We start from the raw sequence: 23783 nt of genomic DNA, 5'->3' as shown, positions 1-23783 counted from the left end.
CCGGTCATGCCCGCGCGGCCCCCAGGGACGCGCGGACCGCGCCCAGCAGGCCCTCGGCGGCGCCCTCGATCAGCTCCAGGCACTCCTCGAAGCCGGGGCCGGGTGTGCCAGCTTGACCCCATGCAGACCCTGACCCGCCGACAGCACACGGCTCTCGCCTGCGCGGCCGTCGGCGCGGCGCTGCTGGCCGCCCTGCATCTGACCACCGTGTTCTTCTCCGTCGCCCCGGCCAACGCGGTCAGCGACGAGTACCGCGAGGACATCGACGGCTGGATCTTCCCCTTCTTCGAGCAGCACTGGGCCCTCTTCGCCCCCAACCCGTTCCGCGAGAACTACCGCATCGAGGCGCGCACCAGCACCCGCGGTACGGCCACGGGCTGGACGGACCTCTCCGCCGTCGACAACGAGGCGATGCGCCACCACCCGTATCCGGCCCGCGCCAACCAGAACATGCTGCGCCGGGCCTGGAAGATCTACCGCGGCCGGGGCGATCTGAACGCCCCCGCCCGCAGCGAGCGGGCCGAGCTCTTCCGCTCGTACCTGCGCAGCATCGTCGCCGGCCGGCTCGCCGGCCTCGGCCACCCCGGCGGCTACGACGCGATGCAGCTGCGCGTCACCACGCTGCCCGTCGCCCCGCCCCCGGGCCAGGGGGCCGCGCCCGCCCCGACCGCCCTCCTGCTGCCCTGGTGGAAGGCCCCCGACGCCGTATGATCCGCACGCTCCGCCCCCGGCTCGACGCCGCCCTGGACCGGGCCACCGTCCGCCCGTACTCGCTCTACAGCGCCGCCGCCCTGCGCGTCGGCACCGGGCTCCTGGCACTCGCGTACCTGCTGCGGGACATCGCGAACGCGCCCGAGATGTGGGGCCCGGACGCGTACTGGACGCCGGAGATGGCGCTCCGGCTCAACGAACTCAACGGCTGGACGCCCTTCTACACGATCGCGGCGACCGACAGCGCCGCGGCCTTCTGGCTGATCTACGCGGGAGCGGTGGCCGCGAGCGCCGCGTTCACCCTCGGCTGGCGGACCCGCGCCACGTCGGTGGTCTTCGCCGTGCTGCTGTGCGCGGTCCAGTTCCGCAACACCTTCGTCAACGACTCCGGCGACCACGTCGTACGGCTGTTCGCGCTCTATCTCACCTGCACCGCCTGCGGCCGCGTCTGGTCCCTCGACGCGCGCCGCCGCGCCCGGTACGGCGACCCGGGCCCCGGCGACGGCCTGCGCGAACGGCTGACCGCCCTGCTGCACAACACCGCGCTGCTCGTCGTCGCCGGCCAGGTGATGATCGCGTACGGCTCCGCGGGGATGTACAAGGTGCAGGGCGAGACCTGGCAGCACGGGACGGCCCTGTACTACGCCCTGCAGCTCAACGCCTTCCGCCCCTGGCCGGAGGTCTCCGACTGGGTGACCGGGCACGGGCTGCTGATCCTGGGCCTGGCGTATCTGACCGTCTTCGCACAACTGGGCCTGCCGTTCGCGGTCTTCAGCCGGCTGAAGTACCCGTTCCTGATCGGCCTGGTGGCCAGCCACGCGGGCATCGCGGTCCTGATGGGCCTGCCGCTGTTCTCCGCGGCGATGGTCATCGGCGACACCGTGTTCCTGCCGGACCGCTTCTGGCGGCGCGCGGCCCGGCTGGTCCGCCGCCTGGGCCCCGTACCCGCAAAGCCCGCGGGGCCGCCCCCCGAGGGGACGGCCCCGCGGCCGCGTACGCCCGAACCTGCCGGGGAGGCCGCCGTCAGGCGGTCTCGATGACGCCCACCCGCTTCGCCGGGTCCGACTGCTGCAGCGCGGCCATGATCGCCTGCGCCACGTCGGTGGGCTTCACGGCCGTCTTGCTGCCGTCGCCGCGCTCCACGACCATGCCGTCGAAGAAGCCGCCGTACGTCGCCTTCAGCGCCTTGAGGTCGATGTACGGGACGAGCTTGCCCTCGGGGCTGGGTACCAGCGCGAGGAACTTCGGCAGGGAGCGCTGCGGGCTGAACTCGATCTCCTGACCGCCCGCCTTGACCTTCACGTTGGCCGACATGAAGAGCTTCGCCTCGGCACCGAGGGCCCGTTCGAACTCCGCGTCCGTGACCTTCGGCTCCTGCGTCGTCACCGGCAGCTCGACCACCTGGTCGGGGCCGCCGGCCGCGCGGGCGTCGAAGGCGTCCTGGACCAGTGCCATCGACTTGTCGACGTCGAGACCCTTGGAGGGCTTGCCCTCGATCCTGACGGCCTTGCCCGCCTCGAACTTGATCATGCCGTCGGTGGCGCGGCCACCGCCGGTGGAGGCCGCCAGGCTCTCCAGCGCGGCACGCAGCTTGTCCTGGTCGTCGGACATGACCGGCTCGATCACCCGCGAGCCGCCGAAGAGCGAACCGATCACGGACACCGGGTTGTAGTCGCTGCCGGTGGCCGCGCGGACCGTCGCCGCCGTGTCCATCTCCAGGCCCGCGGTCTCCGGCTTGAGCTGCTCCTCGGCGTCGCCGACACGCAGCTTCAGCGGGGCGCTCAGCCGGTCGCCCAGCGACTCGTCGAGCTTGGCGACGGCCTCGTCGCGGGTGCTGCCGCCGATGTCGACGCCCAGCACGGTGGTCCCGTTCGGGACGTCGGCGTGGTTCAGCACCAGGCCGACGCCGTACGCGGCGGCCAGCAGACCCAGCACCGTACCGCCGGCCAGGACGGCCAGCTTCCTGCGGTTCGGGCCGCGGCGCTCCGTCCGGTCGTCGCCGTCGTCACCGTCGTAGACATAGGCGTACGGGTCGGCGGGCGCGCCCTGGCCGGGTGCCCCGCCCAGGCCCTGGGCGGGAGCGGCCGGCGGCGGCATGAAGCCGGGCGCCTGCGCCTCGGCGGCGAACGGCGAGGGGGCCGGGGGCGCGCCCGCGCCCAGCGGCGCGACGGGCGGCATCGCCGGCGGACCGGCGGGACCGCCGGAGGCGGGCGGCATGCCCGCGGGGGCGGCAGGCGGGGCGAGGTTGAAGCTGCCGGTGGTGGGGCCGGCCGTGGGCCCGGCCGGGACGCCGGGCGGCGGGCCGACCGGTGCCGGACCACCGGGAGGTGTCGGGCGTACGGGGGAGGCGTTGGCCGGGTTGCCGGCGGCGAAACCGTGGCCGTCGGTCCGTACCGCGGGCATCTGCATCGTCGACGGGTCGTCCGCCGGAGGCGTGTCCTGCGGCATGCCGAACGGCGGGGCGGCGTCGCGCGGCTCGTCGTCCGCCGGCTCCGCCCCGAACGGCGGGGGCGGCACCGAGTCGCGCACCGGCGGCGGACCCGAGGGGCCGGCGGGTCCGGCGGGTGGCGCCGGGGGCACGGCGGGCTGCGGCGCGGAGGGCTTGCGCGGGGCGAACCAGTCGCTGGCCTTCTCGTTGCCGGACGAACCGGACGAACCAGACGGACCGGATGAACCGGTCGGGCCGGACGAACCGCCCGGACCCGCGGGGTGCGGACCGCCCCCGCCCCCCACCGACGCGACGGCGCTCTGCGCGCCCGCGACCGCGGGCTCCGCCGCCTCCTCGCCGGTGGCACCCCCGGCACCGTCGACGGGTGTACGCACCACCACGGGCGGAATCGGCCGTGAGCCCGGGATGTTGATGCGGATCCGGGTCGTCAGCGTGGTCTCGGTCCGGGGGCCGTCGTCCGCGGCCGCGGCCGGCGGCAGGCCGCCCTCACGCTGCGCCCCCCGAGTCGGCAGGGGCGGCGTTCCGGACGGGTACGCGGTGTCGCCGCGCCCTTCGGGCCCGGTCGACGGACTGTCAGCTTCTCGGCTCAAAGCAAGTCTCCTGATCGGCTCCGCAGCCCCGTCAGGCAAGCGCGGGGTGCTCGGCGGCGCGCACCACCTTACTTGGCGGCGCGGTTCCGGAAGTCCGGAGCGCGGCTTCGGTCATGTCCGCACAAGGGCCGGATCACGCCAACTGCCCACGTCACTTCGCGAGTCGGACGGATTCCGGCGCAGGTCGCGGTACCTGCGGCAGGGTGGTGCAGATCACAGCGGCGACGATACCGCCGAGCAGGAAGGCGTACGAACCGGCCCCCGCCCCGAACAGGAAGTCGCCCTCCGGCCGGGTCGTCAGCAGCAGCATCACGGCCAGCAGCCAGCCGCCGGCGGGGGCGAAGCCGCCGCCGCGCGTGCCGAGTGCCCGGACCCCGCCGAGGCAGAGCCCGCCGATCGCGGCGACGGACAGCAGCAAACCGCCCGGGAACCAGGCCGCTTGGACGAGCGCGCCCGCCACACCCGCCAGCACGCCGAGCGCCGTCAGGCCGAGGAGGGTCAGCAGCCGGGGTGCCGTCACGCGTCCACTCCCGCGAAGAGGTCCGTCTCCCACTCTCCCGCCGGGGCACCGGAGGCGCCGCGCACCAGGCGGTAGTGCTCGGTGCCGAACAGGGGCTGCGCCAGCTCGTTGGAGAGGGCGAAGAAGGGGCCGTCCACGGCGATCTGGCTGGCGTGCGCCTTCATCGCCGCGGTCTTGGCCCCGGCGTACGGGCCGGCGTCGATCTCGGCCGTCACCAGCGCGTCGTCCACCACGCCGGGCACGTCCTCGGCGGAGGCGATGCCCGGGAACCCGGACTCCTTCCCGGCCGCGTGGAGCTGGTCGAAGCCGGCCTGCACCAGCGAGCGGGGCATGCAGTTCCAGTACACCTTGCGTACGGCCCAGGGCTCGTCCGCCGTCAGCTCCACCGCGCGCATCGCGACCCGGTGCGCCTGGATGTGGTCGGGGTGGCCGTAGCCGCCGTTCTCGTCGTACGTGACGAGCACCTGCGGGCGTACCTCGCGGATCACGTCCGCCAGATACCCGGCGGCCTCGTCCAGGTCCGCCTGCCAGAAGCAGCCGGGGGCGTCGTTCTGCGGGACGCCCATCATCCCGGAGTCCCGGTAGCGGCCGGGGCCGCCCAGGAAGCGGTGGTCGCTGACGCCGAGCTCGCGCATCGCCGCCGCCAGCTCGCCGATCCGGTGCTCGCCGAGCCGGTCCTCCCGGTCCGGGGCCAGATGCGCCAGCTCGGGCGGGATCACCTCGCCCTCCTCGCCGAGCGTGCAGGTCACGAGGGCGACGTGCGCCCCCTCGCCGGCATAGCGGGCCATGGTGGCGCCGTTGTTGATCGACTCGTCGTCGGGGTGCGCGTGGACCAGCAGCATGCGGCGCCCGGGCAGCGTTGAGCTCATGCCGTCACCTTATGGCCTGTGCGTACGGCTGATCCGCCGGACGGGTCCGTCCGGACGTATCGGCGGGGTGCCGGCCGGGGGTCCCCGGCGCCGCTGTCAGAACGTGATGCTGCTGATCATCTTGGTCACGCCGGCCACGGTCTCCTGGACCGTGGGCGCGATCGACGACCCGGCCAGATAGAACCCGAGCAGCATGCAGACCACTGCGTGGCCGGCGTTGAGCCCGGCCTTCTTGATGAGCATGACGACCACGATCGCCAGCAGCAGCACAAGCGAGATCGACAGCGCCACGCGGCTCACCTCCCAGACGGACGACAACCCCAAGCTTCATACCCACGGAGCGCTACGCATCATAACTATCCGTGCTCGCGCATTTTCAGGCGCACAGGGGCGTAGGAGGGGGCGCAGGCCCAACAGGCCGCTGAAGATTACCAGTTGGGCGGAGTGGAGGTCGGCGTCTGCCACCCGGTCAGGGGCTCCGTCATGGGGTCCTCCTCACCCTGTCCGGCCAGCGCCCACAGCGCGGTGAAGCCCGCCAGGAGCAGCGTCAGGGCCGTGATCACGTCCAGCATCCGCTCGGTGGGCAGCGATCCGAAGTCCTGGAAGACCTCGGCCTTCAGATGCCGCGAGACGTCCGCCGCACCCAGGCCCAGCACCAGGGCGCTGGCCGTCATGCCCATCGGCCGGGACAGGGGGGCGCGCAGCAGCGCGGCGACGGAGGCGCACAGGCACAGCGCGACCGTGAACCACTGCCCGTACGCGGGCGGGGGTTCCAGTACGGCGGACAGGGTGCCCTCGCCGGTGAGCTGCCGCCAGTACGCGCTCCAGCCCGCGTCCAGGGCGTCGTGCACGGCCCAGCCGCCGATGCCGACGGCCGCGAGCCACAGGAAGAACGACGCCACGAAGGCGGCCGCGTCGCCGGGCGGCGGGGGCGGCTGCTCGTCGGGGGAGAGCAGGCCGTAGCCGGCGTCCGACTCGGCGGGCCGGCGCCCGGCGGCGACGGCGATCAGCAGGATGGCGCCCAGGGTGACTGCGATACCCGAGGCGAGCAGGGCCCGGTTGCGCAACTCGCTGTCCAGGCCGTCGAACTGCTGCAGCCAGTCGGCGTTGAGCGTCCACAGTCCGGGCGCGCGCAGGGCGACGGTGACCAGGGCGGCGCAGCCGAGGACGCCGGCCGCCGAGGGGGAGCGCAGGGCCGTCGCTGCGGCCACGACGTAGACCAGGACGAGCGCCGGGTCGTACAGGGAGCTGACCGGGACGCTGTCGCCGCCGTCGCGGGGGAGCCCGGCCCAGGACCACCACAGGTCGGAGACGCTGTCCGCGACCGTGACGTCGCGGCCGATCCAGATCAGTGTCAGCAGCGCCAGCAGCGCACAGATGAGGCTGCCGCAGACGCGCACGCCACGGCTGAGTACGTGTCCCTCGATCATGATCGCCCGGCCCCCGGTGCCGTCGTGAAAGGTGCGCCTTGTGGGCACATCCGGAAATCAGGTCTACACCTCTCCCGGGGGGACGACAAGAGTCCGGGGCCCCGCACCCGGGCGCGGGCCGGCCGGGGTGTCCAGGGACGCCCCGGCCGGATGACGGCACCCGCACGGCCGTACGTTCATCAGAGTGGCGCGTTCGTATATCGGTGATGCGACAGACGAGTTGCGGACTTGTTAACGAGCTAGATGGCTAATTGTCCGGCATGTCCGTCCGGGTGGATCACTGTCAAGCACGTGCGGACCTCAATCTGCAAAACATCCGCTCAAGATGCGTGTGGAGGCCACAACTTCCCCCGTCTCCCCCTTGACTGGGGGATGAATCGATTGCGAAAGTCCGGACATCCCGCAGCACATACAACAAGGCTGCGCCAGAGAACGGTTCCAGGAGCAAACCCCATGACGAGTGAACCCCAGGCTCCGGCCGCTGGGTCCGAGACCTCCGAGTTGGAGCCAACGGAGGCGTCGGAGACTACTGAGGCGAAGTCGCAGGAGTTGGTGGGCCGATCGCCCGGTCAGCTCATGTGGCTGCGCTTCAAGCGCGACCGCACGGGGGTCATATCGGCCTATGTGGTCGGTTTCTTCCTGCTGATCGCCATCTGCGCGCCTGTGATCTCCTGGGCGTACGGGAAGTCGCCGTACACCCAGTACAACTCCGGCACCGGGAAGCCCGAGCTGTTCGACGACTACGGCTACCCGATCCAGCCGAACGGCGGCATGAGCAGCGAGTTCTGGTTCGGTCTCGAGCCGGGCAACGGCTATGACGTCTTCACCAAGCTGATCTACGGCATCCGGACCTCGCTGAGCATCGCCTTCGGCGTGAGCATCCTCGTCGTGATCACCGGTGTGCTCCTGGGCGTCGCGGCCGGTTACATCGGCGGCCGCACGGACACGCTCATCAGCCGGACGATCGACCTGCTGCTCGCCTTCCCGGGCCAGCTGTTCTTCGTCGCCTTCATGCCGATCATCACGGCGCTCTTCGTGGATCCCACGGACGCCACCCCCACGTACATCCGCGTCACCGCGATGATCACCGTGCTCTGGGTGCTGGGCTGGCAGCGGATGGCGCGCATCGTCCGAGGTGTCGCCCTCTCCCTGCGCGAACGCGAGTTCGTGGAGGCGGCGCGGGTCAGCGGCGCCTCGAACTGGCGGATCATCCGCAAGGAGCTGCTGCCCAACCTGGTCACGCCGATCCTGGTCCAGGGCACCTACGAGCTGCCCGGCATCGTGACGACCGCGGCCGGCCTCTCCTACCTCGGCGTCGGCTTCATCGAGCCGACCCCGGACTGGGGCCTGATGTTCGCCAAGGCCGCGGACGTCTACCAGAACGACATCACCTACATGTTCTTCCCGGGTCTGGCGATGGTGGTCTTCGTGGTCGCCTTCAACCTCCTCGGGGATTCCGTCCGCGACGCCTTCGACCCGAAGACGGCACGCTGACGGTCCGTACCGCCGCCAGGCCCCGGCCGCCACGGCAAACGGAATAGCACGCAACGTTCAAAGCGAACACCGACAGACAGGGTGGACCACAGTGACCATCAGGGTTGCACGGACGCACGCCATCGTGGCGGCGCTCGCGGCCGGGGCGATAGCCCTCACCGGCTGCAGCAGCGGTGGCGGTAGCAAGGAGAACGAGGCCGACAAGGCCGCGGACAAGAAGGCTGCGGAGAAGCAGCAGGCGCAGATCGAGTTCGGCGACGCCGCCGCCTCGACCGGCCCCGCTCCGGAGATCAAGGGCGCCAAGACCGGCGGCGAGATCATCATGCTGCAGCGCGACCCCTGGGCGCACCTCGACCCGGCCCAGATCTACGTGGCGGACGAGGGCGCGCTGTCCCGTCTGATCCACCGCGGTCTGACCGGCTACAAGAACGTCGATGGCAAGCAGACCGTCGTGGGCGACCTCGCCACCGACAGCGGCCAGACCACCGACGGCGGCAAGACCTGGAAGTACACGCTCAAGGACGGCATCAAGTGGGCCGACGGCACGGACATCACGTCCAAGGACGTCCGGCACACCTTTGAGCGTCAGTTCGCGGACTTCGTCAACCAGGGTCCGACGTACATCCAGGCCTGGCTCGCGGACGTCCCGGGCACGGACTACCGCAAGCTGCTGCCGGGCGGCCCGTACAAGGGCAAGCACCTGCCGGACAGCATCCTCGCGACGCCGGACGACAAGACGATCACCTTCACCTTCAAGACCCCGCACCCGGACTTCCCGTACGCGCTGGCCATGCCCGGCTACGCGATGGTGTCCGCGGCGAAGGACACGAAGGAGAAGTACGACAAGAACCCGATGACGTCGGGTCCGTACAAGATCGAGTCGCAGCAGACCGGCAAGTCCATGAAGCTGGTCCGCAACGACCAGTGGGACCCGAAGACCGACGTCACGCGGAACGCCTACCCGGACTCCTTCAACATCGAGCTGGGTGTCTCCGAGGAGACCTACGGCAAGCGTGTGATCGCTGACAACGGCGCGGACAAGAACATCGCGACGTTCTCCAACTCGATCACCGGTGCGCAGCTGCAGGAGCTGGACAAGAACGCCGGCGCCAAGGCCCGTTCCATCCCCGGCGTCCAGCCGTACGTGGGTCAGCTGAACATCAACATGGACCGCGTCAAGGACGTCAAGGTCCGCCAGGCGATCGCCTACGCGCTGCCGATCAAGGCCTTCCAGACCGCCTTCGGCGGCCCGAAGGTCATGGACCTCGCCGGTGGTCTGGTCAGCCCCACCGTGGCCGGCTACGAAGAGGGCTTCGACCCCTTCGGCAAGCTGAAGAACCCGCTCGGTGACATCGAGAAGGCCAAGTCCCTCCTCGAGGAGGCCAACGCGGTCGGCACCAAGCTGACCATGGCCTACGGCAACACCCCGCAGGCGCAGCAGTACTCCGCCGCCTACGAGGACGCGCTGAAGAAGGCCGGTTTCGACGTCCAGCGCAAGGAGCTGGCCGCTGACACCTACTACGACCAGGTCTCCCTGGTGAAGAACTCGTTCGACATCTACCCGACCGCCTGGGGTGCCGACTGGCCGTCCGCCAGCACCGTGATCCCGCCGCTGTACGACGGTCGCCAGATCCAGGACGGTGCGTCGAACTACGCGCACATCAACGACCCCAAGGTCAACTCCGAGATCGACCGGATCAACCTGATCACGGACCCGGCGGAGGCCGCCAAGGAGTGGAACAAGCTCGCGCAGTACATCGTCAAGGATGTCGTCTCGAACATCCCGGTGGCGTACTACAAGCAGGTTCAGATGTGGGGCTCGAACGTCGGTGGCGCCGTCTACGACGACGTGATCGGTGAGATCGACCCGCGCAAGCTGTACGTCAAGTAATCGGCAGGTAGTACCACTGCCAACGGTGCGCGGTGCAACCGCCCGATCGGCGGGTGCACCGCGCACCTTCCACCGTCGCCGCTGTCCTCGAGAGCTGCCACTGCCATGCTGCGTTTTTTGGTCCGCCGGACATTCGGCGCCGTCCTCATCCTGCTGATCATCAGCTTTGTCACGTTCTTCCTTTTCTTCGCAGTGCCCCGCGACCCGGCGGCAATCTCCTGCGGTGAGAAGTGCACCCCCGAGAACCTGGAGATCATCCGCCACAACCTGGGTCTCGACCAGTCCATCCCGGAGCAGTACTGGCACTACCTGACGGGCATCTTCGCCGGCCGGACCTTCGCGGTCGGTGACTGCCCGGCGCCGTGCCTCGGGTACTCCTTCGTGCACCAGGTGTCCGTGCTGGACCTGATCCTGGACCGGTTCCCCACCACCTTCTCCCTGGCCATCGGGTCCACCGTCGTCTTCCTGGTGGTCGGCATCGGAGCCGGCATGATCGCCGCCTGGCGGCGTGGCAAGCCGATCGACAAGGTCTTCTCCGGCAGCTCCCTGATCATCAGCTCGCTGCAGATCTACTTCGTGGGCCCGCTGTTCCTGGCGCTACTGGTCTACAACAACCCGATCATGAGACGCCCCGAGTACGTCCCGTTCACGGAGAACCCCTACGAGTGGTTCATGGGGCTGCTTCTCCCCTGGCTGGTGCTGGCGACGATCTTCACCGCCAACTACACCCGTATGGCCCGCTCCACGATGGTGGAGCAGCTCTCCGAGGACCATGTCCGTACGGCGAAAGCGAAGGGTATGTCGGGGCGGACGGTGTTCTTCCGCTACGCCTGGCGTGGCGCCCTGATCCCCATCGTCACCATCCTCGGCATCGACCTGGGATCCGTGCTCGGCGGCGCGATCATCACGGAGTACACCTTCAACCTGCACGGCATCGGTGAACTCTCGGTACGCTCCGTCCTCACCGCCGACCTGCCGATGCTGATGGGCATCCTGCTCTTCGCGTCCTTCATGATCATCTTGATGAACATCCTCGTCGACGCGGCGTACGCGTTCATCGACCCGCGCGTACGTCTGGCCTAGGAGAACCGCACGTGACCACCCTGACCAAGGAAGCGGACAGCAGCGCCCCGGCGGAGTCCGGCGCCTTCCTCTCCGTTCGCGATCTTCGTGTCCGGTTCTCCACCGAGGACGGGCTCGTCAAGGCCGTCGACGGTCTCTCCTTCGACATCGAGCGCGGCAAGACGCTGGGCATCGTGGGCGAGTCGGGCTCCGGCAAGTCCGTCACCAACCTGACGGTCCTCGGCCTGCACAACCCGATGTTCACCACCGTCGAGGGCTCCATCCAGCTCGAGGGCGAGGAGCTCATCGGCGCCCGCGAACGCCGCCTGGAGCGGCTGCGCGGCAACAAGATGGCGATGATCTTCCAGGACCCGCTGACCGCGCTGTCGCCGTACTACACGGTGGGCCGGCAGATCGCGGAGCCGTACCGCAAGCACACGGGCTGCTCCAAGCGCGAGGCCCACGCCCGCGCGGTCGAGATGCTGGAGAAGGTCGGTATCCCCAACCCGAAGCTGCGGGCCAACGACTATCCGCACCAGTTCTCCGGCGGTATGCGCCAGCGCGCCATGATCGCCATGGCCCTGGTCTGCAACCCCGACCTGCTGATCGCGGACGAGCCGACCACCGCCCTCGACGTGACCGTCCAGGCGCAGATCCTCGACCTGCTCAAGGACCTGCAGCAGGAGTTCGGCTCCGCGATCATCTTCATCACCCACGACCTCGGCGTGATCTCCAAGGTCGCCGACGACATCCTGGTGATGTACGCGGGCCGGGCCATCGAGCGCGGCAGCACGGACGAGGTGCTGCGGCACCCCCAGCACCCGTACACCTGGGGTCTGCTGAGCTCCATGCCCCGGCTGAACTCGGACGTCAACGTCCCGCTGACGCCGATCAAGGGCACCCCGCCCTCGCTTCTGAACCCGCCCTCGGGCTGCCCGTTCCACCCGCGCTGCGGGTTCACCGCCGAGGTGAACGGCGGTCGGTGCAGTGGCGACCGTCCGGCGCTCCCCGAGGGCCGTTCCGCGGCGTGCCACCTGACCGCGGACCAGAAGCAGTCCATCTTCATCGAGCAGATCAAGCCCCGTCTGGGCTAGGGAGCCAGTCACATCATGAGCGAAGAACTCACTCTCCCCACGCCCCGGACGGAATCCGCGCCCCAGGGCGAGGAGCTCCTGGTCGCGCGAGGGCTCACCAAGCACTTCCCGATCATGGGCGGTTTCCCGATCAAGCGCCGCGTCGGGTCCGTGCAGGCCGTCGACGGTGTCGACCTCACGGTCCACGCCGGCGAGAGCCTCGGTCTGGTCGGTGAGTCGGGCTGCGGCAAGTCGACCACGGGCCGGCTGCTGACCCGGCTGCTCGAGCCGACCGGCGGGCGGATCACGTACCGCGGGCAGGACATCACCAAGGCCAAGCGCAAGGAGCTCGCGCCGATCCGGTCCGAGATCCAGATGATCTTCCAGGACCCGTACTCGTCGCTGAACCCGCGGCAGACGGTGGGCTCGATCATCAAGGGCCCGATGGAGATCAACGAGATCAACCCGCCCGGTGGCCGCGAGGCCCGGGTGCGGGAGCTGCTCGAGATCGTCGGCCTCAACCCCGAGCACTACAACCGCTTCCCGCACGAGTTCTCGGGCGGTCAGCGGCAGCGCATCGGTGTGGCCCGCGCGCTGGCGCTCGAGCCGAAGCTGATCATCGCCGACGAGCCGGTCTCCGCGCTCGACGTGTCCATCCAGGCGCAGGTGGTCAACCTGCTCCAGGACCTGCAGCGGGATCTGGGCATCGCGTTCGTCTTCATCGCCCACGACCTGGCGATCGTGCGGCACTTCTCGCAGCGCGTCGCGGTGATGTACCTCGGCAAGATCGTCGAGATCGGCGACCGGGACGAGATCTACAACCGGCCGCGTCACCCGTACACGCACGCGCTGCTCTCCGCGGTGCCCGAGGCGGACCTCGGGGACGGCGGCGACGGCGACCGCGAGCGGATCCGCCTCGCGGGCGACGTGCCCTCGCCGGTCAACCCGCCGTCGGGGTGCCGGTTCCGCACGCGGTGCTGGAAGGCGCAGGACGTGTGTGCGACGCAGGAGCCGCCGCTCGTGCAGATCAGTGGGAACCGGGCCGGGCATCTGACCGCCTGCCACTTCCCGGAGGACCCGACGACCGAGGCGCGGGACGAGGACATCATCCTCGACAAGGCGCTTGTCGCGCTCGAGGAGGACGCGGCTGCGGCTTCGGCTTCCGCCGAGGTCGCGGACGATGTGGCGGCGACGGATGCCTCGGCCGAGGCTGCTCCGGCTGCCGCTGCGGAGGAGGCCTCCGCCACCCCTGAGGACGCCACTGACGCCCGTTGACCCGAGCCCAGTGGTAGACCCGCGCTCACACCCCGGTTACACCGAGCGCGGGTCTCTGGGCTGTCCGGGGCGGCCCTCACCCCCCGCTGCGGGGGCTGCGCCCCCGGTCCCCCTTTGCGGGCTGCGCCCGCGTCTCGCGCCTGGACGGCGCTCGGCCTCAAACGCCGGCCGGGCTGGTTGCGGGCCCTCCGCGGTGTTGCCTGCTCACCGTTCTGTCGGCGCTGCGCGCCTCGTCCTCAAACGCCGGACGGGCTTCAGGTCCCGTTGCGCCGGCTGACGCGCATCCGGCCTCCGGCCGGAGTCCTCAAACGCCGGACAGGCTGGTTGCGGGCCCTCCGCGGTGTTGCCTGGTCGCCGTTCTGTCGGCGCTGCGTGCCTCGTCCTCAGACGCCGGACGGGCTTGAGGTCGCGTTACGTCGGCTGACGCGCATCCGGCCTCCGGCCGGAGTCCTCAAACGCCGGACGGGCTGGTTGCGGGCCCTCCGCGGTGTTGCCTGGTCGCTGGCTTGTCGGCGCTGCGCGCCTCGTCCTCAAGCGCCGGACGGGCTTGAGGTCCCGTTGCGTCGGCTGACGCGCATCCGGCCTCCGGCCGGAGTCCTCAAACGCCGGACAGGCTGGGATACGTCCTTCGCCCCTGCCCCTGGTGGACGGCGCCCCTTTCAGCCCGTCCGGCGTTTGAGGACTTCGGGCGGAGCCCGAAGTGCGCCGTAGGCGCCGGCGGGGGGTGAGGTGCGGTGGAGCCCGCCGCTTGGGCGGTGCCCTTTTCAGCCCGTCCGGCGTTTGAGGACTTCGGGCGGAGCCCGAAGCGCGCCGTAGGCGCCGGCGGGGGGCGAGGGGCGGTGCAGCCCGCGTGGGCGGAGCCCGAAGTGTGGCGGCTGCCGCTCCGGGGGATGGGGCGGAGCCCCATACGACCACCCGAAGGAGCCGCGAGGCGCTAGTTGAGGCGGGAGCGCGCCGCGCGGGCCTGGTCGCGGATGATCTCCGCCGCGTTCGGGTCCACCTGCGACACGACGCGCGCGTACTCCTCCATCTCCGCCGCGCCGTGCGCGAAGTCGCCGCGGTCCACCAGCAGTTGCGCGCGTTCGAAGCGGAGGCGGGCCGGGTGGGCCGGGAGGAGGAGGGAGAGTTCCACCGCCCAGAGCTGGACGTCGGAGCGTTCCGGGCGGGACGAGGCCCAGGCGCGGATGTTGTTCAGGATCCGCAGGACGATGTCCAGCGGGTCGGCCGGGGTGAGCATCGAGGGGGTGAGGGGGCGACCCGTCGCCCCCAGGACGAGCAGCTCCGTGTCCGCCGACGACAGCGGCCGCCCGCCGTCGAACGGGTCCACGAGGACCGGACCGTCCGTACCCCGCGGATCCCCGAACCCGACGACGAAGTGACCCGGCAGCGCCACGCCGTACACGGGCGCCCCGGCCCGGCGGGCCACCTCCATCCAGACGACGGACAGCAGGATTGGCAGCCCGCGCCGCCGCCGCAGCACCTCGTGCAGCAGGGACGACTCGAGCCGCCGGTAGTCGCCCGGCGTGCCGTGGAAGCCGTGCCGCTCGCCGAGCAGGTCCGCCGTAGCCCGCGCCCAGCCCGCCGGCCCCCCGGGCCGGAACGGCAGCAGCCCGGCCAGCCGGTCCAGCTCGATCTGCGCCTCGTCCATGCCGTGCCCGTCCAGCCCCGGATCCGCCTCGGTGGCCAGCAGGAGACACAGCAGGGCCAGGTCGGGGCGGTCCTCCCGGGCCGCCTCGGCGAAGGCGCGGCGCGAGTCGTCGGTCACTGGCGGCCTGTTCTCCATCCCGGCGGCCGGAGACTCAGCCCGGCACCGGATCGCGGCGGTAGTGGTAGCTGTGGTGTGTCGTGAAGCCCATACCCGCGTACAGGGCACGTGCTCCACCATTGTCCGGCTCCACCTGGAGATACGCCGCCGAAGCGCCCTCGTCCAGTGCCCGCGCCGCGAGCGCGGCCATCACCCGGGTGGCCAGTCCGCGCCGCCGGTGCTCCGGCGCCACCTCCACGGCCGCGAAGCCCGCCCAGCGCCCGTCCACCACGCACCGCCCGATCGCGGCGGGCCCGCCGCCCGTGCCCGGGACCGTCGCGAACCAGACCGACGGCCCGCCGTGCAGCACCCGCTCCGCCTCGGGGGAGACGGACCCCGCCCGGTGGTAGAGCCCGTACCAGGCCGCGTCCGCCGTACGGGACAGCTCGACGCCCTCCGACGGCCGGTCCGCGACCGGCGCCAGCCCGGCGATCTGCACGTCGGCGGCCGCCTCGACGCCCCACCCCCGTGCGTCGAGTTCGGCGGCCAGCGCCTCATGGGCCCCCACGGCACCCGTGGTGAGCTGCACGAACAGCGGCAGCCCCCGCGCCCCGTACCACTCCCGGGCCCGCGCCAGCGCCGCGTCCAGCGGCATCTGGGGGTCGCCCGCGGCCAGCACCGAGTTCGCCCGCCGGGTGAACCCGCCCGACGCCCGCAGCGTCCACCCGCCGAGCGGCTCGTTCTCCACCGCCGGCCAGCCGCGCGCCGCGACCGCGGTCAGCTCCGCCACCGAGGCGGCCGGTCCGGGGCGCCGCGCGGGCGCCGCGGGCACCACCTTCGCCGCCACCACGGAGGACTCCGCGATACGGACGGTCTCCCCGTTCCGCCTGGTGAGGACGAGGACGCCCGCGTCCCACGATGTGAGCACGCCGACGGCGTCCGTGAACCGCGCGCCGGGCTCGGCCGAACCGGTCAGCCTTCGAACCGAAACGCGTTTTCCCACGTCAGAAGGGTTGATCCGGACTTCCAGCCGGGCTCCAGTGGTGAATTCCACAGCGTTCCCCGCCCCTCCTGTTCGTTCCTTGCCCCGAAGCGGAGATACTAGACGCGGGCATCGACGACGCCGCGCTCCCGCGCGCCCGCGGCGCAGTCCCAAAAGGGACGCCGCGCCCTATCGAGGAGGAACAACAGCGTGACCTACGTCATCGCAGAGCCTTGTGTGGACCTCAAGGACAAGGCCTGCATCGAGGAGTGCCCCGTCGACTGCATCTACGAGGGCCAGCGGTCCTTGTACATCCACCCGGACGAATGCGTCGACTGCGGTGCCTGCGAGCCGGTCTGCCCGGTCGAGGCGATTTTCTACGAGGATGACACTCCGGAGGAGTGGAAGGAGTACTACAAGGCGAACGTCGAGTTCTTCGACGAGCTCGGTTCGCCCGGTGGTGCCTCCAAGCTCGGCCTGATCGAGCGGGACCACCCGTTCATCGCCGCGCTGCCTCCCATGGAGCACAGCGAGTGAACTGACGGTCCGCCCGACCGTCCGCCGCCGTCCGGTCCCCGGGCGGGAGCACCGCTGCTCCCGCCCGGGGACCGTGTCCGTTTGCTGAGACGTTTGCTGAGAAAGGAACCCTCGTGCGTCCCGTGTCCGAGCGGCTGCCCGTCTTCCCCTGGGACCGGCTGGAGCCCTACAAGGCGGCCGCCGCCGCCCACCCCGGCGGCATCGTCGACCTGTCCGTCGGCACCCCCGTCGACCCCGTGCCGGACCTGGTGCGGGCCGCGCTCGCGGAGAACTCCGACAGCCCCGGCTACCCCTTCGCCTGGGGCACGGCCGAGCTGCGCGAGGCGATGGCCGGCTGGTTCGCGCGCCGGCTGGGCGTGAGCGTCGAGCCGTCCGCCACGATGCCGCTCATCGGCTCCAAGGAGCTGGTCGGCTGGCTGCCCACGCTGCTCGGGCTGGAGCCGGGCGACCAGGTGGCGTACCCGGAGCTGGCGTATCCGACGTACGAGATCGGCGCGCTCGTCGCGCGCGCCGAGCCGGTCACCTATGTCGACCCGGTCGCCGACCTCGACCCGTCCCGGGTGAAGCTGCTCTGGCTCAACACCCCGTCCAACCCCACCGGCCGCACGCTGGACGCCGCCGAGCTGAAGCGGATCGTGGACTGGGCCCGTACGCACGGAATCCTCGTCTTCTCCGACGAGTGCTACATCGAGCTGGGCTGGGACGTCGAGCCGGTGTCCGTGCTGCACCCGTCGGTGAGCGGCGGCTCGCACGACGGGCTGATCGCGGTGCACTCGCTCTCCAAGCGCTCCAACTTCGCGGGCTACCGGGGGGCCTACCTCGCGGGCGACGCCGCGCTGGTCAAGGAGCTGCTGGGCATCCGCAAGCACACCGGGATGATGGTCCCGTACCCGGTGCAGGCGGCGATGATCGCGGCGCTGGGCGACCGGGCGCACGTCGACGAGCAGCGCGAACGCTACGCCCGCCGCCGCGCGGCGCTGCGCGACGCGTTCACGGCGGCCGGCTTCCGCATCGAGCACAGCGAGGCGTCGCTGTACCTGTGGGCGACGCGGGGCGAGCCCTGCTGGGAGACGGTCGACTGGCTGTCCCGGGCCGGGATCCTGGTCGCCCCGGGCGAGTTCTACGGCGCGGCGGGCAAGGAGTTCGTACGGATCGCCTTCACGGCGACGGACGAGCGCGTCGAGGAAGCGGTACGGCGGCTCGCCTGAGCCGTGCACGCGGCCGTGCACGCGTAACACGCAGGGCCCGGGAGCGCACGCTCACCGGGCCCTCGCGTTCACGGCGCGGATCAGCCGATCGGCAGACCGCCCTGCAGCGGGGCCTTGGCCAGCGCGCCCTGGGCGGCGGCGGCCGCGTTGCCGGCGACGCCCTGGGCGGCGGGGACACCGCTCTTCGTGGCGGTGTCGACGACGGAGCCCGCGGTCTGCGTGGCGGTCGGCAGCAGGGTCGTGCCGGCCACGTCGGTCGCGGTCGCGGCGGTGCCGGTCAGCGCCTCGGGGTTCAGCCCGCCCACGTTCGGGGCGGCGCTCGCGGCGCCGGCGGCACCGACGACGGAGGCGCCACCGGCGGCGACGATCAGCGCGGCCCGGGCGATCCGACGCGAGAGGGGGAGAGACATGGTGCTCCTTCGTTGCGATCCGTGGTCCTGCTCTTGCCCGCCGTGCGGACGCAGTGACTACCGCGTGATGCGGCGGAAGGTTGCGGTCCGCCCGGGTAAAGAGTTGGTAATGCGTCGCATAATCGGTTTCAGCAGAAACCCGGCAAAAACGGACCCCTGGCCGCTCCCTCCAGCGGCGCCAAGACCTGCGGGTTCGCGGAGGGTTGGGGCCGTGGCGAGCGGTTTCCCAGAACTCCGGACGGCCGCGGACCGCACGCGATCCGGTTAGCCCGGCTGGGCGACGGATCGCACTACTGGGCGGTGACGATTCTGACCTCGGCGGAGGTCTCCGCGGCCCTGCGCCAGCCCTTCCCCGAGTCGTCGGCGGACCACACGCGGTCCCCGAACGCCACTTCGGCGAGCCCGAGTTCGGTGGCGTGGGCCACCGCCCAGTGCGCCAACTCCCAGCCCCGGCGCGGCGCGTCCTCCGCGGAGCGCCCCGGCGCCACGGTCACCAGGCCGCCCGTCGCGGCCTGCGCGGAGCGCCCGCCGCCCCCGGCGTCCTGTTCGGCCGCCAGCAGCTTCCTGCCGAACTCCCGCGCCAGCCGCTCCCGTACATCCGCGGGATCCCCGGCGAGCTGCGAATCCGGCCCGGTGGTGCAGGTGAGCGCGGCCTGCTCGCGGCCGGTCAGGGCGGCCGCCAGCAGCGCCGCGGCCGGCTCGTGCTTGGCGTACGCCTGCGGGAAGCCGCTGCGCTGCACCTTCTGCGCCGCCACGGTCAGCGGCAGCCGGGTGTAACCGCGGACCTTCGCCAGATGCTCGTAGAACTTCCCGGCGGAGTAGACCGGATCGAGGATCTGCGCCCGCGTACCCCAGCCCTGCGAGGGCCGCTGCTGGAACAGCCCGAGCGAATCCCGGTCGCCGTGCCGGATGTTGTGCAGCGCGGACTCCTGCATCGCCGTGGCCAGCGCGATCGTCACCGCCCGGGACGGCAGGCCGCGGGCGGAGGCCACCGCGCTGATCGTGGCGGCGTTGGCGGTCTGCTCCGGGTCGAACTCGCGGGTCTCGCCGCTCTCCGCGTCGGTGACGACGCAACGGGGCGGGGCACCGCCGCCCGTGGTGAGATGGATCACCAGATAGCCGCCCAGCCCCAGCAGCACCACGAGCGCGAGCAGCGCGCGGTGACGACGACGGCGGACGGGCTTTTCCACGCCGCCACGGTAGCCTCCCCGGCGCCCCCTGTCCGCGTCCGGGTCCCCCGGTCGGGGAGGCGCGGGCAGATCGCCCGGTAGGGTCGGCGGGTATGGAGCACCCCGCACTCGACCTGAGCCTGGACGCCGCGCGGCTCACCGCGCGCCTGGTGGACATCCCCTCCGTCAGCGGTGGGGAGAAGCCCCTCGCGGACGCCGTCGAGCACGCCCTGCGGGCGCTGCCGCACCTGCGCGTGGACCGCGACGGCGACGCGGTCGTGGCCCGTACGGACCTGGGCCGGGCGGAGCGCGTGGTGCTGGCCGGCCATCTGGACACCGTGCCGATCGCGGACAACGTCCCCTCCCGGCTTGACGGTGACGGCATCCTCTGGGGCTGCGGCACGAGCGACATGAAGTCCGGCGTCGCCCTCCAGCTGCGCCTGGCCGCGCTGCTGCCGGAGCCCAACCGCGACCTGACGTTCGTCTTCTACGACAACGAGGAGGTCGCCGCCGACCTCAACGGCCTGAAGCGTCTCGCCGAGAACCACCCCGACTGGCTCGCCGGCGACTTCGCCGTCCTGCTGGAGCCGTCCAGCGGCCAGGTCGAGGGCGGCTGCCAGGGCACCCTGCGCGTCCTGCTGCACACCTCCGGCGAGCGGGCGCACTCGGCGCGCAGCTGGATGGGCAGCAACGCCATCCACGCCGCCGCGCCGATCCTGGCCCGGCTCGCGGCGTACGAGGAGCGGCGGGCGGTCATCGACGGCCTGGAGTACCGCGAGGGCCTCAACGCGATCCGGATCGCCGGCGGCGTCGCCGGGAACGTCATCCCCGACGCCTGTGCGGTGACCGTCAACTTCCGCTACGCGCCCGACCGCAGCGAGGAGGAGGCGCTGGAGTACGTCCGCGAGTTCTTCGCCGGCTGCCCGATCAGCGCGGTGGAGGTCGACGACTCCTCCCCGGGCGCCCTCCCGGGCCTGTCGCACCCCGCAGCGCGGGCGTTCATCGACGCGGTCGGCGGCGAGCCGAGGCCCAAGTTCGGCTGGACGGACGTCGCCCGCTTCAGCGCGCTGGGTGTCCCCGCGGTGAACTACGGCCCCGGCGATCCGAACTACGCGCACAAGCGGGATGAACATGTGGACACGGCCCTGATCCTCGACTGCGAGGAGCGGCTGCTGCGCTGGCTGTCGATTTAGGCTGGATCTCCTGGAGTCTCCCGGAGACCCGCCCGTACGGCGGTCCCCGGCGGACCGGCCCGAAGGGAGCGCGTCGTATGGCGTCGTCGGCAGACAGCACACAACCCCCGCGCGAGCAGCGCATCGGCCCGGTACTGCGGCGCCGCAGCCGGATCCAGCGCGGCACGATGGACCAGCATCTGCTGGACTCCAGGCAGCGGTCGGCGGAGTACGTCCACGAGGATCCGTGGCGGGTGCTGCGGATGCAGGCGGAGTTCGTCGAGGGCTTCGGGGCGCTGGCCGAGGTCGGGCCCGCCATCGCGGTCTTCGGCTCCGCCCGCACCGCCCCCGGCTCCCCCGACTACGCGCGCGGCGTCGAGATCGGCCGGGCCCTGGTCGAGGCCGGCTTCGCGGTGATCACCGGCGGCGGGCCGGGCGCGATGGAGGCCGCCAACAAGGGGGCCCTGGAGGCGGGCGGGCTGTCCGTCGGCCTCGGCATCGAGCTGCCCTTCGAGCAGGGCCTCAACCAGTACGTCGACCTCGGGGTCAACTTCCGCTACTTCTTCGTCCGCAAGACGTGCTTCGTGAAGTACGCCGAGGGGTTCGTGGTCCTGCCCGGCGGGCTGGGCACGATGGACGAGCTCTTCGAGGCGCTCACCCTGGTGCAGACGCGCAAGGTCACCCGCTTCCCGATCGTGCTGTTCGGCACGGAGTACTGGGGCGGGCTCGTCGACTGGCTCCGCCGGACGGTGATCGCCGAGGGCAAGGCGTCGGAGCGGGACCTGGAGCTGTTCCACGTCACGGACGACGTGCAGGAGGCGGTGCAGCTGGTGTCGAAGGAGGCGGCGGACGGGGGGCGGCGGGGGATCTGAGGGTCCTTTCCGTCCGACGGTTACGCCGGGCCGCGGCCGGCGGGTCACGCCGGCCGCGGGTGGTGGAGCCCGGTGGGTTACGCCAGGCCGCGGCGGGCCACTGCCGGGGGGCGGTGGCCGGCGATCGACGCCACCATGTCGAGGACCTGGCGGGTCTCCGCCACCTCGTGCACGCGGTACACCTGCGCGCCGAGCCAGGCGGAGACCGCCGTCGTGGCGAGCGTGCCCAGCACGCGCTCCTTCACCGGCTTGTCCAGCGTCTCCCCGACGAAGTCCTTGTTCGACAGCGACACCAGCACCGGCCAGCCCGTCGCCGCCATCTCCGGCAGCCGGCGGGTGGCCTCCAGCGAGTGCCGGGTGTTCTTGCCGAAGTCGTGGCCGGGGTCGATGAGGATCCCGTCCCTGCGTACACCCAGCTCCACCGCGCGCTCCGCGAGGCCCAGGGTGACGCGGAGGATGTCGGCCATCACGTCGTCGTACGCGATCCGGTGCGGGCGGGTGCGGGGCTGCACCCCGCCCGCGTGCGTGCAGACCAGGCCCGCGCCGTGGCGGGCGGCGACCTCGGCGAGCTTGGGGTCGACGCCGCCCCACGCGTCGTTCAGCAGATCCGCCCCGGCCTCGCAGGCGGCGGCGCCGACCTCGTGCCGCCAGGTGTCCACGCTGATCACGACGTCCGGGTGCCGGCGCCGCACCTCCGCGACGAACGGCACCACCCGCCGCGCCTCCTCCTCGGCGGTCACCTCCTCGCCGGGACCGGCCTTCACCCCGCCGATGTCGATGATCGCCGCACCCTCGGCCACGGCCTGCTCCACCCGGGTGAGGGCGGGCTCGTCCTGGAAGGTGGCGCCCTGGTCGTAGAAGGAGTCGGGGGTCCGGTTGACGATCGCCATGATGACGGGCTCGTACGGGCCGAATTCCCGTGATCCCAGTCGCAGCACGCGCTCACTCCTTCGCTAGACGTCCGCCCTGGGACGATAACCGGCTGTGGCGCGGCGTGTGCAACGGCGCCGGGGTGGGCTGGGAGGGGCGGGTCTGTTGTCGGACCGACCACATAGGCTTGCCGGACGACGGGGCAATCGCATCGGGTCCGGGGAGACGCCTGTGTTCTGGTTTCTGCTGATCGCCATGGTGGCCGTGGTCGCCGCGGTCACCCTCGTGCTGCTCGGCGGCAGCCGGAGCGGCGGGCTCACCGAGCCGCAGCCGGAGGTGCTGGCCGACCCGCTGCCGTACGACCGTCCGCTGTCCCGGACGGACATCGACCGGCTGCGGCTGCCCGTCGCCCTGCGCGGCTACCGCATGGCGGAGGTCGACGACGCCCTGGACCGCCTGTCGGCCGAGATCACCGAGCGCGACGCCCGGATCGCGGAGCTCGAGGCGGCCCTGGCGGGCGCCCGCGCGCAGGCCCTGACGCACGGCGAGCCGCAGGACCGCGAGGGAGGCGCCCGATGACCGGCGTGGTCGCGGGCGAGGACGGCCTGCCGCGCTGCCCCTGGGGGCTGTCCGCCCCGGAGTACGTGGCGTACCACGACGAGGAGTGGGGCAAGCCCGTGCGGGGCGACGACGCGCTCTTCGAGCGGCTGTCGCTGGAGGCGTTCCAGTCGGGGCTGTCGTGGCTGACGATCCTGCGCAAGCGGCCGGCGTTCCGCGAGGCGTTCTCCGGTTTCCGGATCAAGGCGGTCGCGGAGTTCGGGCCGGAGGACGAGGCGCGGCTGCTCGCGGACGCGGGCATCGTCCGCAACCGGCTGAAGATCGCCGCGACGCTCGCCAACGCGGAGACGCTCGCCGCGTGGGATCCCGGGGAGCTGGACTCGCTGATCTGGTCCTTCGCGCCTGCGGCGGCGGGGCGGGCCGCGCCGCGTGTCCTCGCGGACGTGCCGGCGGTCACCGACGAGTCGAAGGCCTTGGCGAAGGCCCTGCGCGTGCGGGGCGTCCGCTTCGTGGGCCCGACGACGGCGTACGCCCTGATGCAGGCGTGCGGTCTGGTGAACGATCACCTCGCGGGGTGCCACGCGCGGTAGGCGGGCGGTTTTGCCGGTCCGGGGCCGGCGCCGCCCCGCGCCTTCGGCGCGGGGGTTGCCCCCACCCACACGCCACCCGTTGCGGTGTGTCTTGCCTGATGTCGGCGCCTGGGGGGCCGGTGGAGGGGTGTTCGTGACCCGTTGTCGTTTCGGTTCGGTTCGGAGTGATTCTGCGGCCCCAAGGGGCCTTGCCGGGCGGAGCGGGAGGGGATCGGCGCCAGGGCGCCGCCCAATGATCGGCTCCGCTGACGCTCCGCCGGGGGTTGCCTGCGGTGACCCGGTGGGGTTGCGCCGGCTCCGCTGCGCT

At 71.8% G+C, this 23783-nt stretch carries 22 protein-coding genes and 1 pseudogene; 13 read left to right on the top strand and 10 right to left on the bottom strand.

Annotated elements, in window-relative coordinates; all coding sequences use genetic code 11:
• Window positions 1-120 precede the first annotated feature (120 nt).
• Window positions 121-711 (top strand): DUF5819 family protein, encoded by a 591-nt coding sequence (locus AB0M28_RS33310; RefSeq protein WP_365413261.1) that lies wholly within the window; start codon window positions 121-123, stop codon window positions 709-711.
• Window positions 708-1751, top strand: coding sequence for an HTTM domain-containing protein (locus AB0M28_RS33305; protein WP_365413259.1), 1044 nt, complete (start codon window positions 708-710; stop codon window positions 1749-1751). The genes AB0M28_RS33310 and AB0M28_RS33305 overlap by 4 nt, the downstream gene beginning before the upstream one ends.
• Here the strand turns inward: AB0M28_RS33305 and AB0M28_RS33300 are convergent.
• The 5 genes from AB0M28_RS33300 to AB0M28_RS33280 form a co-directional block, all read right to left on the bottom strand.
• On the bottom strand, window positions 1735-3750 hold the full coding sequence (locus AB0M28_RS33300; protein ID WP_365413257.1) for a hypothetical protein: 2016 nt from the start codon (window positions 3748-3750) through the stop codon (window positions 1735-1737). The two genes, AB0M28_RS33305 and AB0M28_RS33300, sit on opposite strands and share 17 nt — an antisense overlap.
• A 151-nt stretch (window positions 3751-3901) precedes the next feature.
• Window positions 3902-4270: a DUF6113 family protein gene (locus tag AB0M28_RS33295; RefSeq protein ID WP_365413255.1), complete on the bottom strand. Its 369-nt coding sequence runs from the start codon at window positions 4268-4270 to the stop codon at window positions 3902-3904.
• Window positions 4267-5139: an N-acetyl-1-D-myo-inositol-2-amino-2-deoxy-alpha-D-glucopyranoside deacetylase gene (gene mshB / locus AB0M28_RS33290; RefSeq protein ID WP_365413253.1), complete on the bottom strand. Its 873-nt coding sequence runs from the start codon at window positions 5137-5139 to the stop codon at window positions 4267-4269. The genes AB0M28_RS33295 and mshB overlap by 4 nt, the downstream gene beginning before the upstream one ends.
• Window positions 5140-5235: 96 nt before the next feature.
• Window positions 5236-5430 carry a hypothetical protein gene (locus AB0M28_RS33285; protein WP_365413251.1) on the bottom strand — a complete coding sequence of 65 codons (195 nt, stop codon included), beginning with the start codon at window positions 5428-5430 and terminating at the stop codon, window positions 5236-5238.
• Between the two features lie 137 nt (window positions 5431-5567).
• Window positions 5568-6569 carry a hypothetical protein gene (locus AB0M28_RS33280; RefSeq protein WP_365413249.1) on the bottom strand — a complete coding sequence of 334 codons (1002 nt, stop codon included), beginning with the start codon at window positions 6567-6569 and terminating at the stop codon, window positions 5568-5570.
• 453 nt (window positions 6570-7022) lie between these two features.
• Here AB0M28_RS33280 and AB0M28_RS33275 point away from each other — a divergent pair, with 453 nt between their 5' ends.
• From AB0M28_RS33275 to AB0M28_RS33255, 5 genes are all read left to right on the top strand, one after another.
• Window positions 7023-8063 carry an ABC transporter permease gene (locus AB0M28_RS33275; RefSeq protein WP_365413247.1) on the top strand — a complete coding sequence of 347 codons (1041 nt, stop codon included), beginning with the start codon at window positions 7023-7025 and terminating at the stop codon, window positions 8061-8063.
• Between the two features lie 91 nt (window positions 8064-8154).
• A complete protein-coding gene (locus AB0M28_RS33270; RefSeq protein WP_365413245.1) occupies window positions 8155-9954 on the top strand; it encodes an ABC transporter substrate-binding protein in 1800 nt (599 codons plus the stop codon).
• A 105-nt stretch (window positions 9955-10059) separates the two neighbouring features.
• Complete coding sequence (locus tag AB0M28_RS33265) at window positions 10060-11037, top strand: ABC transporter permease (RefSeq protein ID WP_365413243.1); 978 nt, start codon at window positions 10060-10062, stop codon at window positions 11035-11037.
• A gap of 11 nt (window positions 11038-11048) precedes the next feature.
• Window positions 11049-12110 carry an ABC transporter ATP-binding protein gene (locus tag AB0M28_RS33260; RefSeq protein ID WP_365413241.1) on the top strand — a complete coding sequence of 354 codons (1062 nt, stop codon included), beginning with the start codon at window positions 11049-11051 and terminating at the stop codon, window positions 12108-12110.
• Window positions 12111-12125: 15 nt separating this feature from the next.
• Window positions 12126-13364: a dipeptide ABC transporter ATP-binding protein gene (locus AB0M28_RS33255; RefSeq protein ID WP_365413239.1), complete on the top strand. Its 1239-nt coding sequence runs from the start codon at window positions 12126-12128 to the stop codon at window positions 13362-13364.
• A 934-nt stretch (window positions 13365-14298) separates the two neighbouring features.
• On the opposite strand, the gene AB0M28_RS33250 is transcribed toward AB0M28_RS33255, so the two are convergent.
• Window positions 14299-15147, bottom strand: a complete 849-nt coding sequence (locus AB0M28_RS33250) for a transglutaminase-like domain-containing protein (RefSeq protein WP_365413237.1) — start codon at window positions 15145-15147, stop codon at window positions 14299-14301.
• A gap of 16 nt (window positions 15148-15163) precedes the next feature.
• Window positions 15164-16162, bottom strand: coding sequence for a GNAT family N-acetyltransferase (locus AB0M28_RS33245; RefSeq protein ID WP_365413235.1), 999 nt, complete (start codon window positions 16160-16162; stop codon window positions 15164-15166).
• Window positions 16163-16300: 138 nt separating this feature from the next.
• Here AB0M28_RS33245 and fdxA point away from each other — a divergent pair, with 138 nt between their 5' ends.
• Both fdxA and dapC read left to right on the top strand, forming a co-directional pair.
• Window positions 16301-16627: a ferredoxin gene (gene fdxA / locus AB0M28_RS33240; protein WP_365413233.1), complete on the top strand. Its 327-nt coding sequence runs from the start codon at window positions 16301-16303 to the stop codon at window positions 16625-16627.
• A gap of 113 nt (window positions 16628-16740) precedes the next feature.
• On the top strand, window positions 16741-17835 hold the full coding sequence (gene dapC, locus AB0M28_RS33235) for a succinyldiaminopimelate transaminase (protein ID WP_365413231.1): 1095 nt from the start codon (window positions 16741-16743) through the stop codon (window positions 17833-17835).
• 80 nt (window positions 17836-17915) lie between these two features.
• On the opposite strand, the gene AB0M28_RS33230 is transcribed toward dapC, so the two are convergent.
• Both AB0M28_RS33230 and AB0M28_RS33225 read right to left on the bottom strand, forming a co-directional pair.
• Entirely contained in the window at window positions 17916-18245 is a 330-nt protein-coding gene (locus tag AB0M28_RS33230) for an ATP-binding protein (protein WP_365413229.1), read from the bottom strand.
• Window positions 18246-18535: 290 nt separating this feature from the next.
• On the bottom strand, window positions 18536-19435 hold the full coding sequence (locus AB0M28_RS33225) for a heavy metal transporter (RefSeq protein ID WP_365413227.1): 900 nt from the start codon (window positions 19433-19435) through the stop codon (window positions 18536-18538).
• A gap of 92 nt (window positions 19436-19527) precedes the next feature.
• Between AB0M28_RS33225 and dapE the strand changes: the two genes are divergently transcribed.
• Window positions 19528-20607 carry a succinyl-diaminopimelate desuccinylase gene (gene dapE / locus AB0M28_RS33220; protein WP_365413225.1) on the top strand — a complete coding sequence of 360 codons (1080 nt, stop codon included), beginning with the start codon at window positions 19528-19530 and terminating at the stop codon, window positions 20605-20607.
• Window positions 20608-20684: 77 nt separating this feature from the next.
• Window positions 20685-21458: a TIGR00730 family Rossman fold protein gene (locus AB0M28_RS33215; protein ID WP_365413223.1), complete on the top strand. Its 774-nt coding sequence runs from the start codon at window positions 20685-20687 to the stop codon at window positions 21456-21458.
• A 77-nt stretch (window positions 21459-21535) separates the two neighbouring features.
• On the opposite strand, the gene folP is transcribed toward AB0M28_RS33215, so the two are convergent.
• Window positions 21536-22396: a dihydropteroate synthase gene (gene folP / locus AB0M28_RS33210; RefSeq protein WP_365413221.1), complete on the bottom strand. Its 861-nt coding sequence runs from the start codon at window positions 22394-22396 to the stop codon at window positions 21536-21538.
• Between the two features lie 163 nt (window positions 22397-22559).
• Here folP and AB0M28_RS33205 point away from each other — a divergent pair.
• Both AB0M28_RS33205 and AB0M28_RS33200 read left to right on the top strand, forming a co-directional pair.
• Window positions 22560-22862, top strand: a pseudogene (locus AB0M28_RS33205) (DivIVA domain-containing protein); the annotation flags it as partial.
• Window positions 22863-22903: 41 nt separating this feature from the next.
• Entirely contained in the window at window positions 22904-23476 is a 573-nt protein-coding gene (locus AB0M28_RS33200) for a DNA-3-methyladenine glycosylase I (RefSeq protein ID WP_365413219.1), read from the top strand.
• Window positions 23477-23783 lie beyond the last annotated feature (307 nt).

It is taken from the genome of Streptomyces sp. NPDC051940 (assembly GCF_040680895.1).
GTDB lineage: Bacteria > Actinomycetota > Actinomycetes > Streptomycetales > Streptomycetaceae > Streptomyces.
The sequence above is the reverse complement of the archived record's forward strand: the minus strand, read 5'-3'. Positions and strand labels throughout refer to the sequence as shown.

Coding starts and splice junctions, on each gene's coding strand:
- AB0M28_RS33310 (WP_365413261.1), top strand. CDS start 121: ATGCAGACCCTGACCCGCCGACAGCACACGGCTCTCGCCTGCGCGGCC.
- AB0M28_RS33305 (WP_365413259.1), top strand. CDS start 708: ATGATCCGCACGCTCCGCCCCCGGCTCGACGCCGCCCTGGACCGGGCC.
- mshB (WP_365413253.1), bottom strand. CDS start 5,139: ATGAGCTCAACGCTGCCCGGGCGCCGCATGCTGCTGGTCCACGCGCAC.
- AB0M28_RS33280 (WP_365413249.1), bottom strand. CDS start 6,569: ATGATCGAGGGACACGTACTCAGCCGTGGCGTGCGCGTCTGCGGCAGC.
- AB0M28_RS33275 (WP_365413247.1), top strand. CDS start 7,023: ATGACGAGTGAACCCCAGGCTCCGGCCGCTGGGTCCGAGACCTCCGAG.
- AB0M28_RS33265 (WP_365413243.1), top strand. CDS start 10,060: ATGCTGCGTTTTTTGGTCCGCCGGACATTCGGCGCCGTCCTCATCCTG.
- AB0M28_RS33255 (WP_365413239.1), top strand. CDS start 12,126: ATGAGCGAAGAACTCACTCTCCCCACGCCCCGGACGGAATCCGCGCCC.
- AB0M28_RS33250 (WP_365413237.1), bottom strand. CDS start 15,147: ATGGAGAACAGGCCGCCAGTGACCGACGACTCGCGCCGCGCCTTCGCC.
- AB0M28_RS33230 (WP_365413229.1), bottom strand. CDS start 18,245: ATGTCTCTCCCCCTCTCGCGTCGGATCGCCCGGGCCGCGCTGATCGTC.
- dapE (WP_365413225.1), top strand. CDS start 19,528: ATGGAGCACCCCGCACTCGACCTGAGCCTGGACGCCGCGCGGCTCACC.
- AB0M28_RS33215 (WP_365413223.1), top strand. CDS start 20,685: ATGGCGTCGTCGGCAGACAGCACACAACCCCCGCGCGAGCAGCGCATC.
- AB0M28_RS33200 (WP_365413219.1), top strand. CDS start 22,904: ATGACCGGCGTGGTCGCGGGCGAGGACGGCCTGCCGCGCTGCCCCTGG.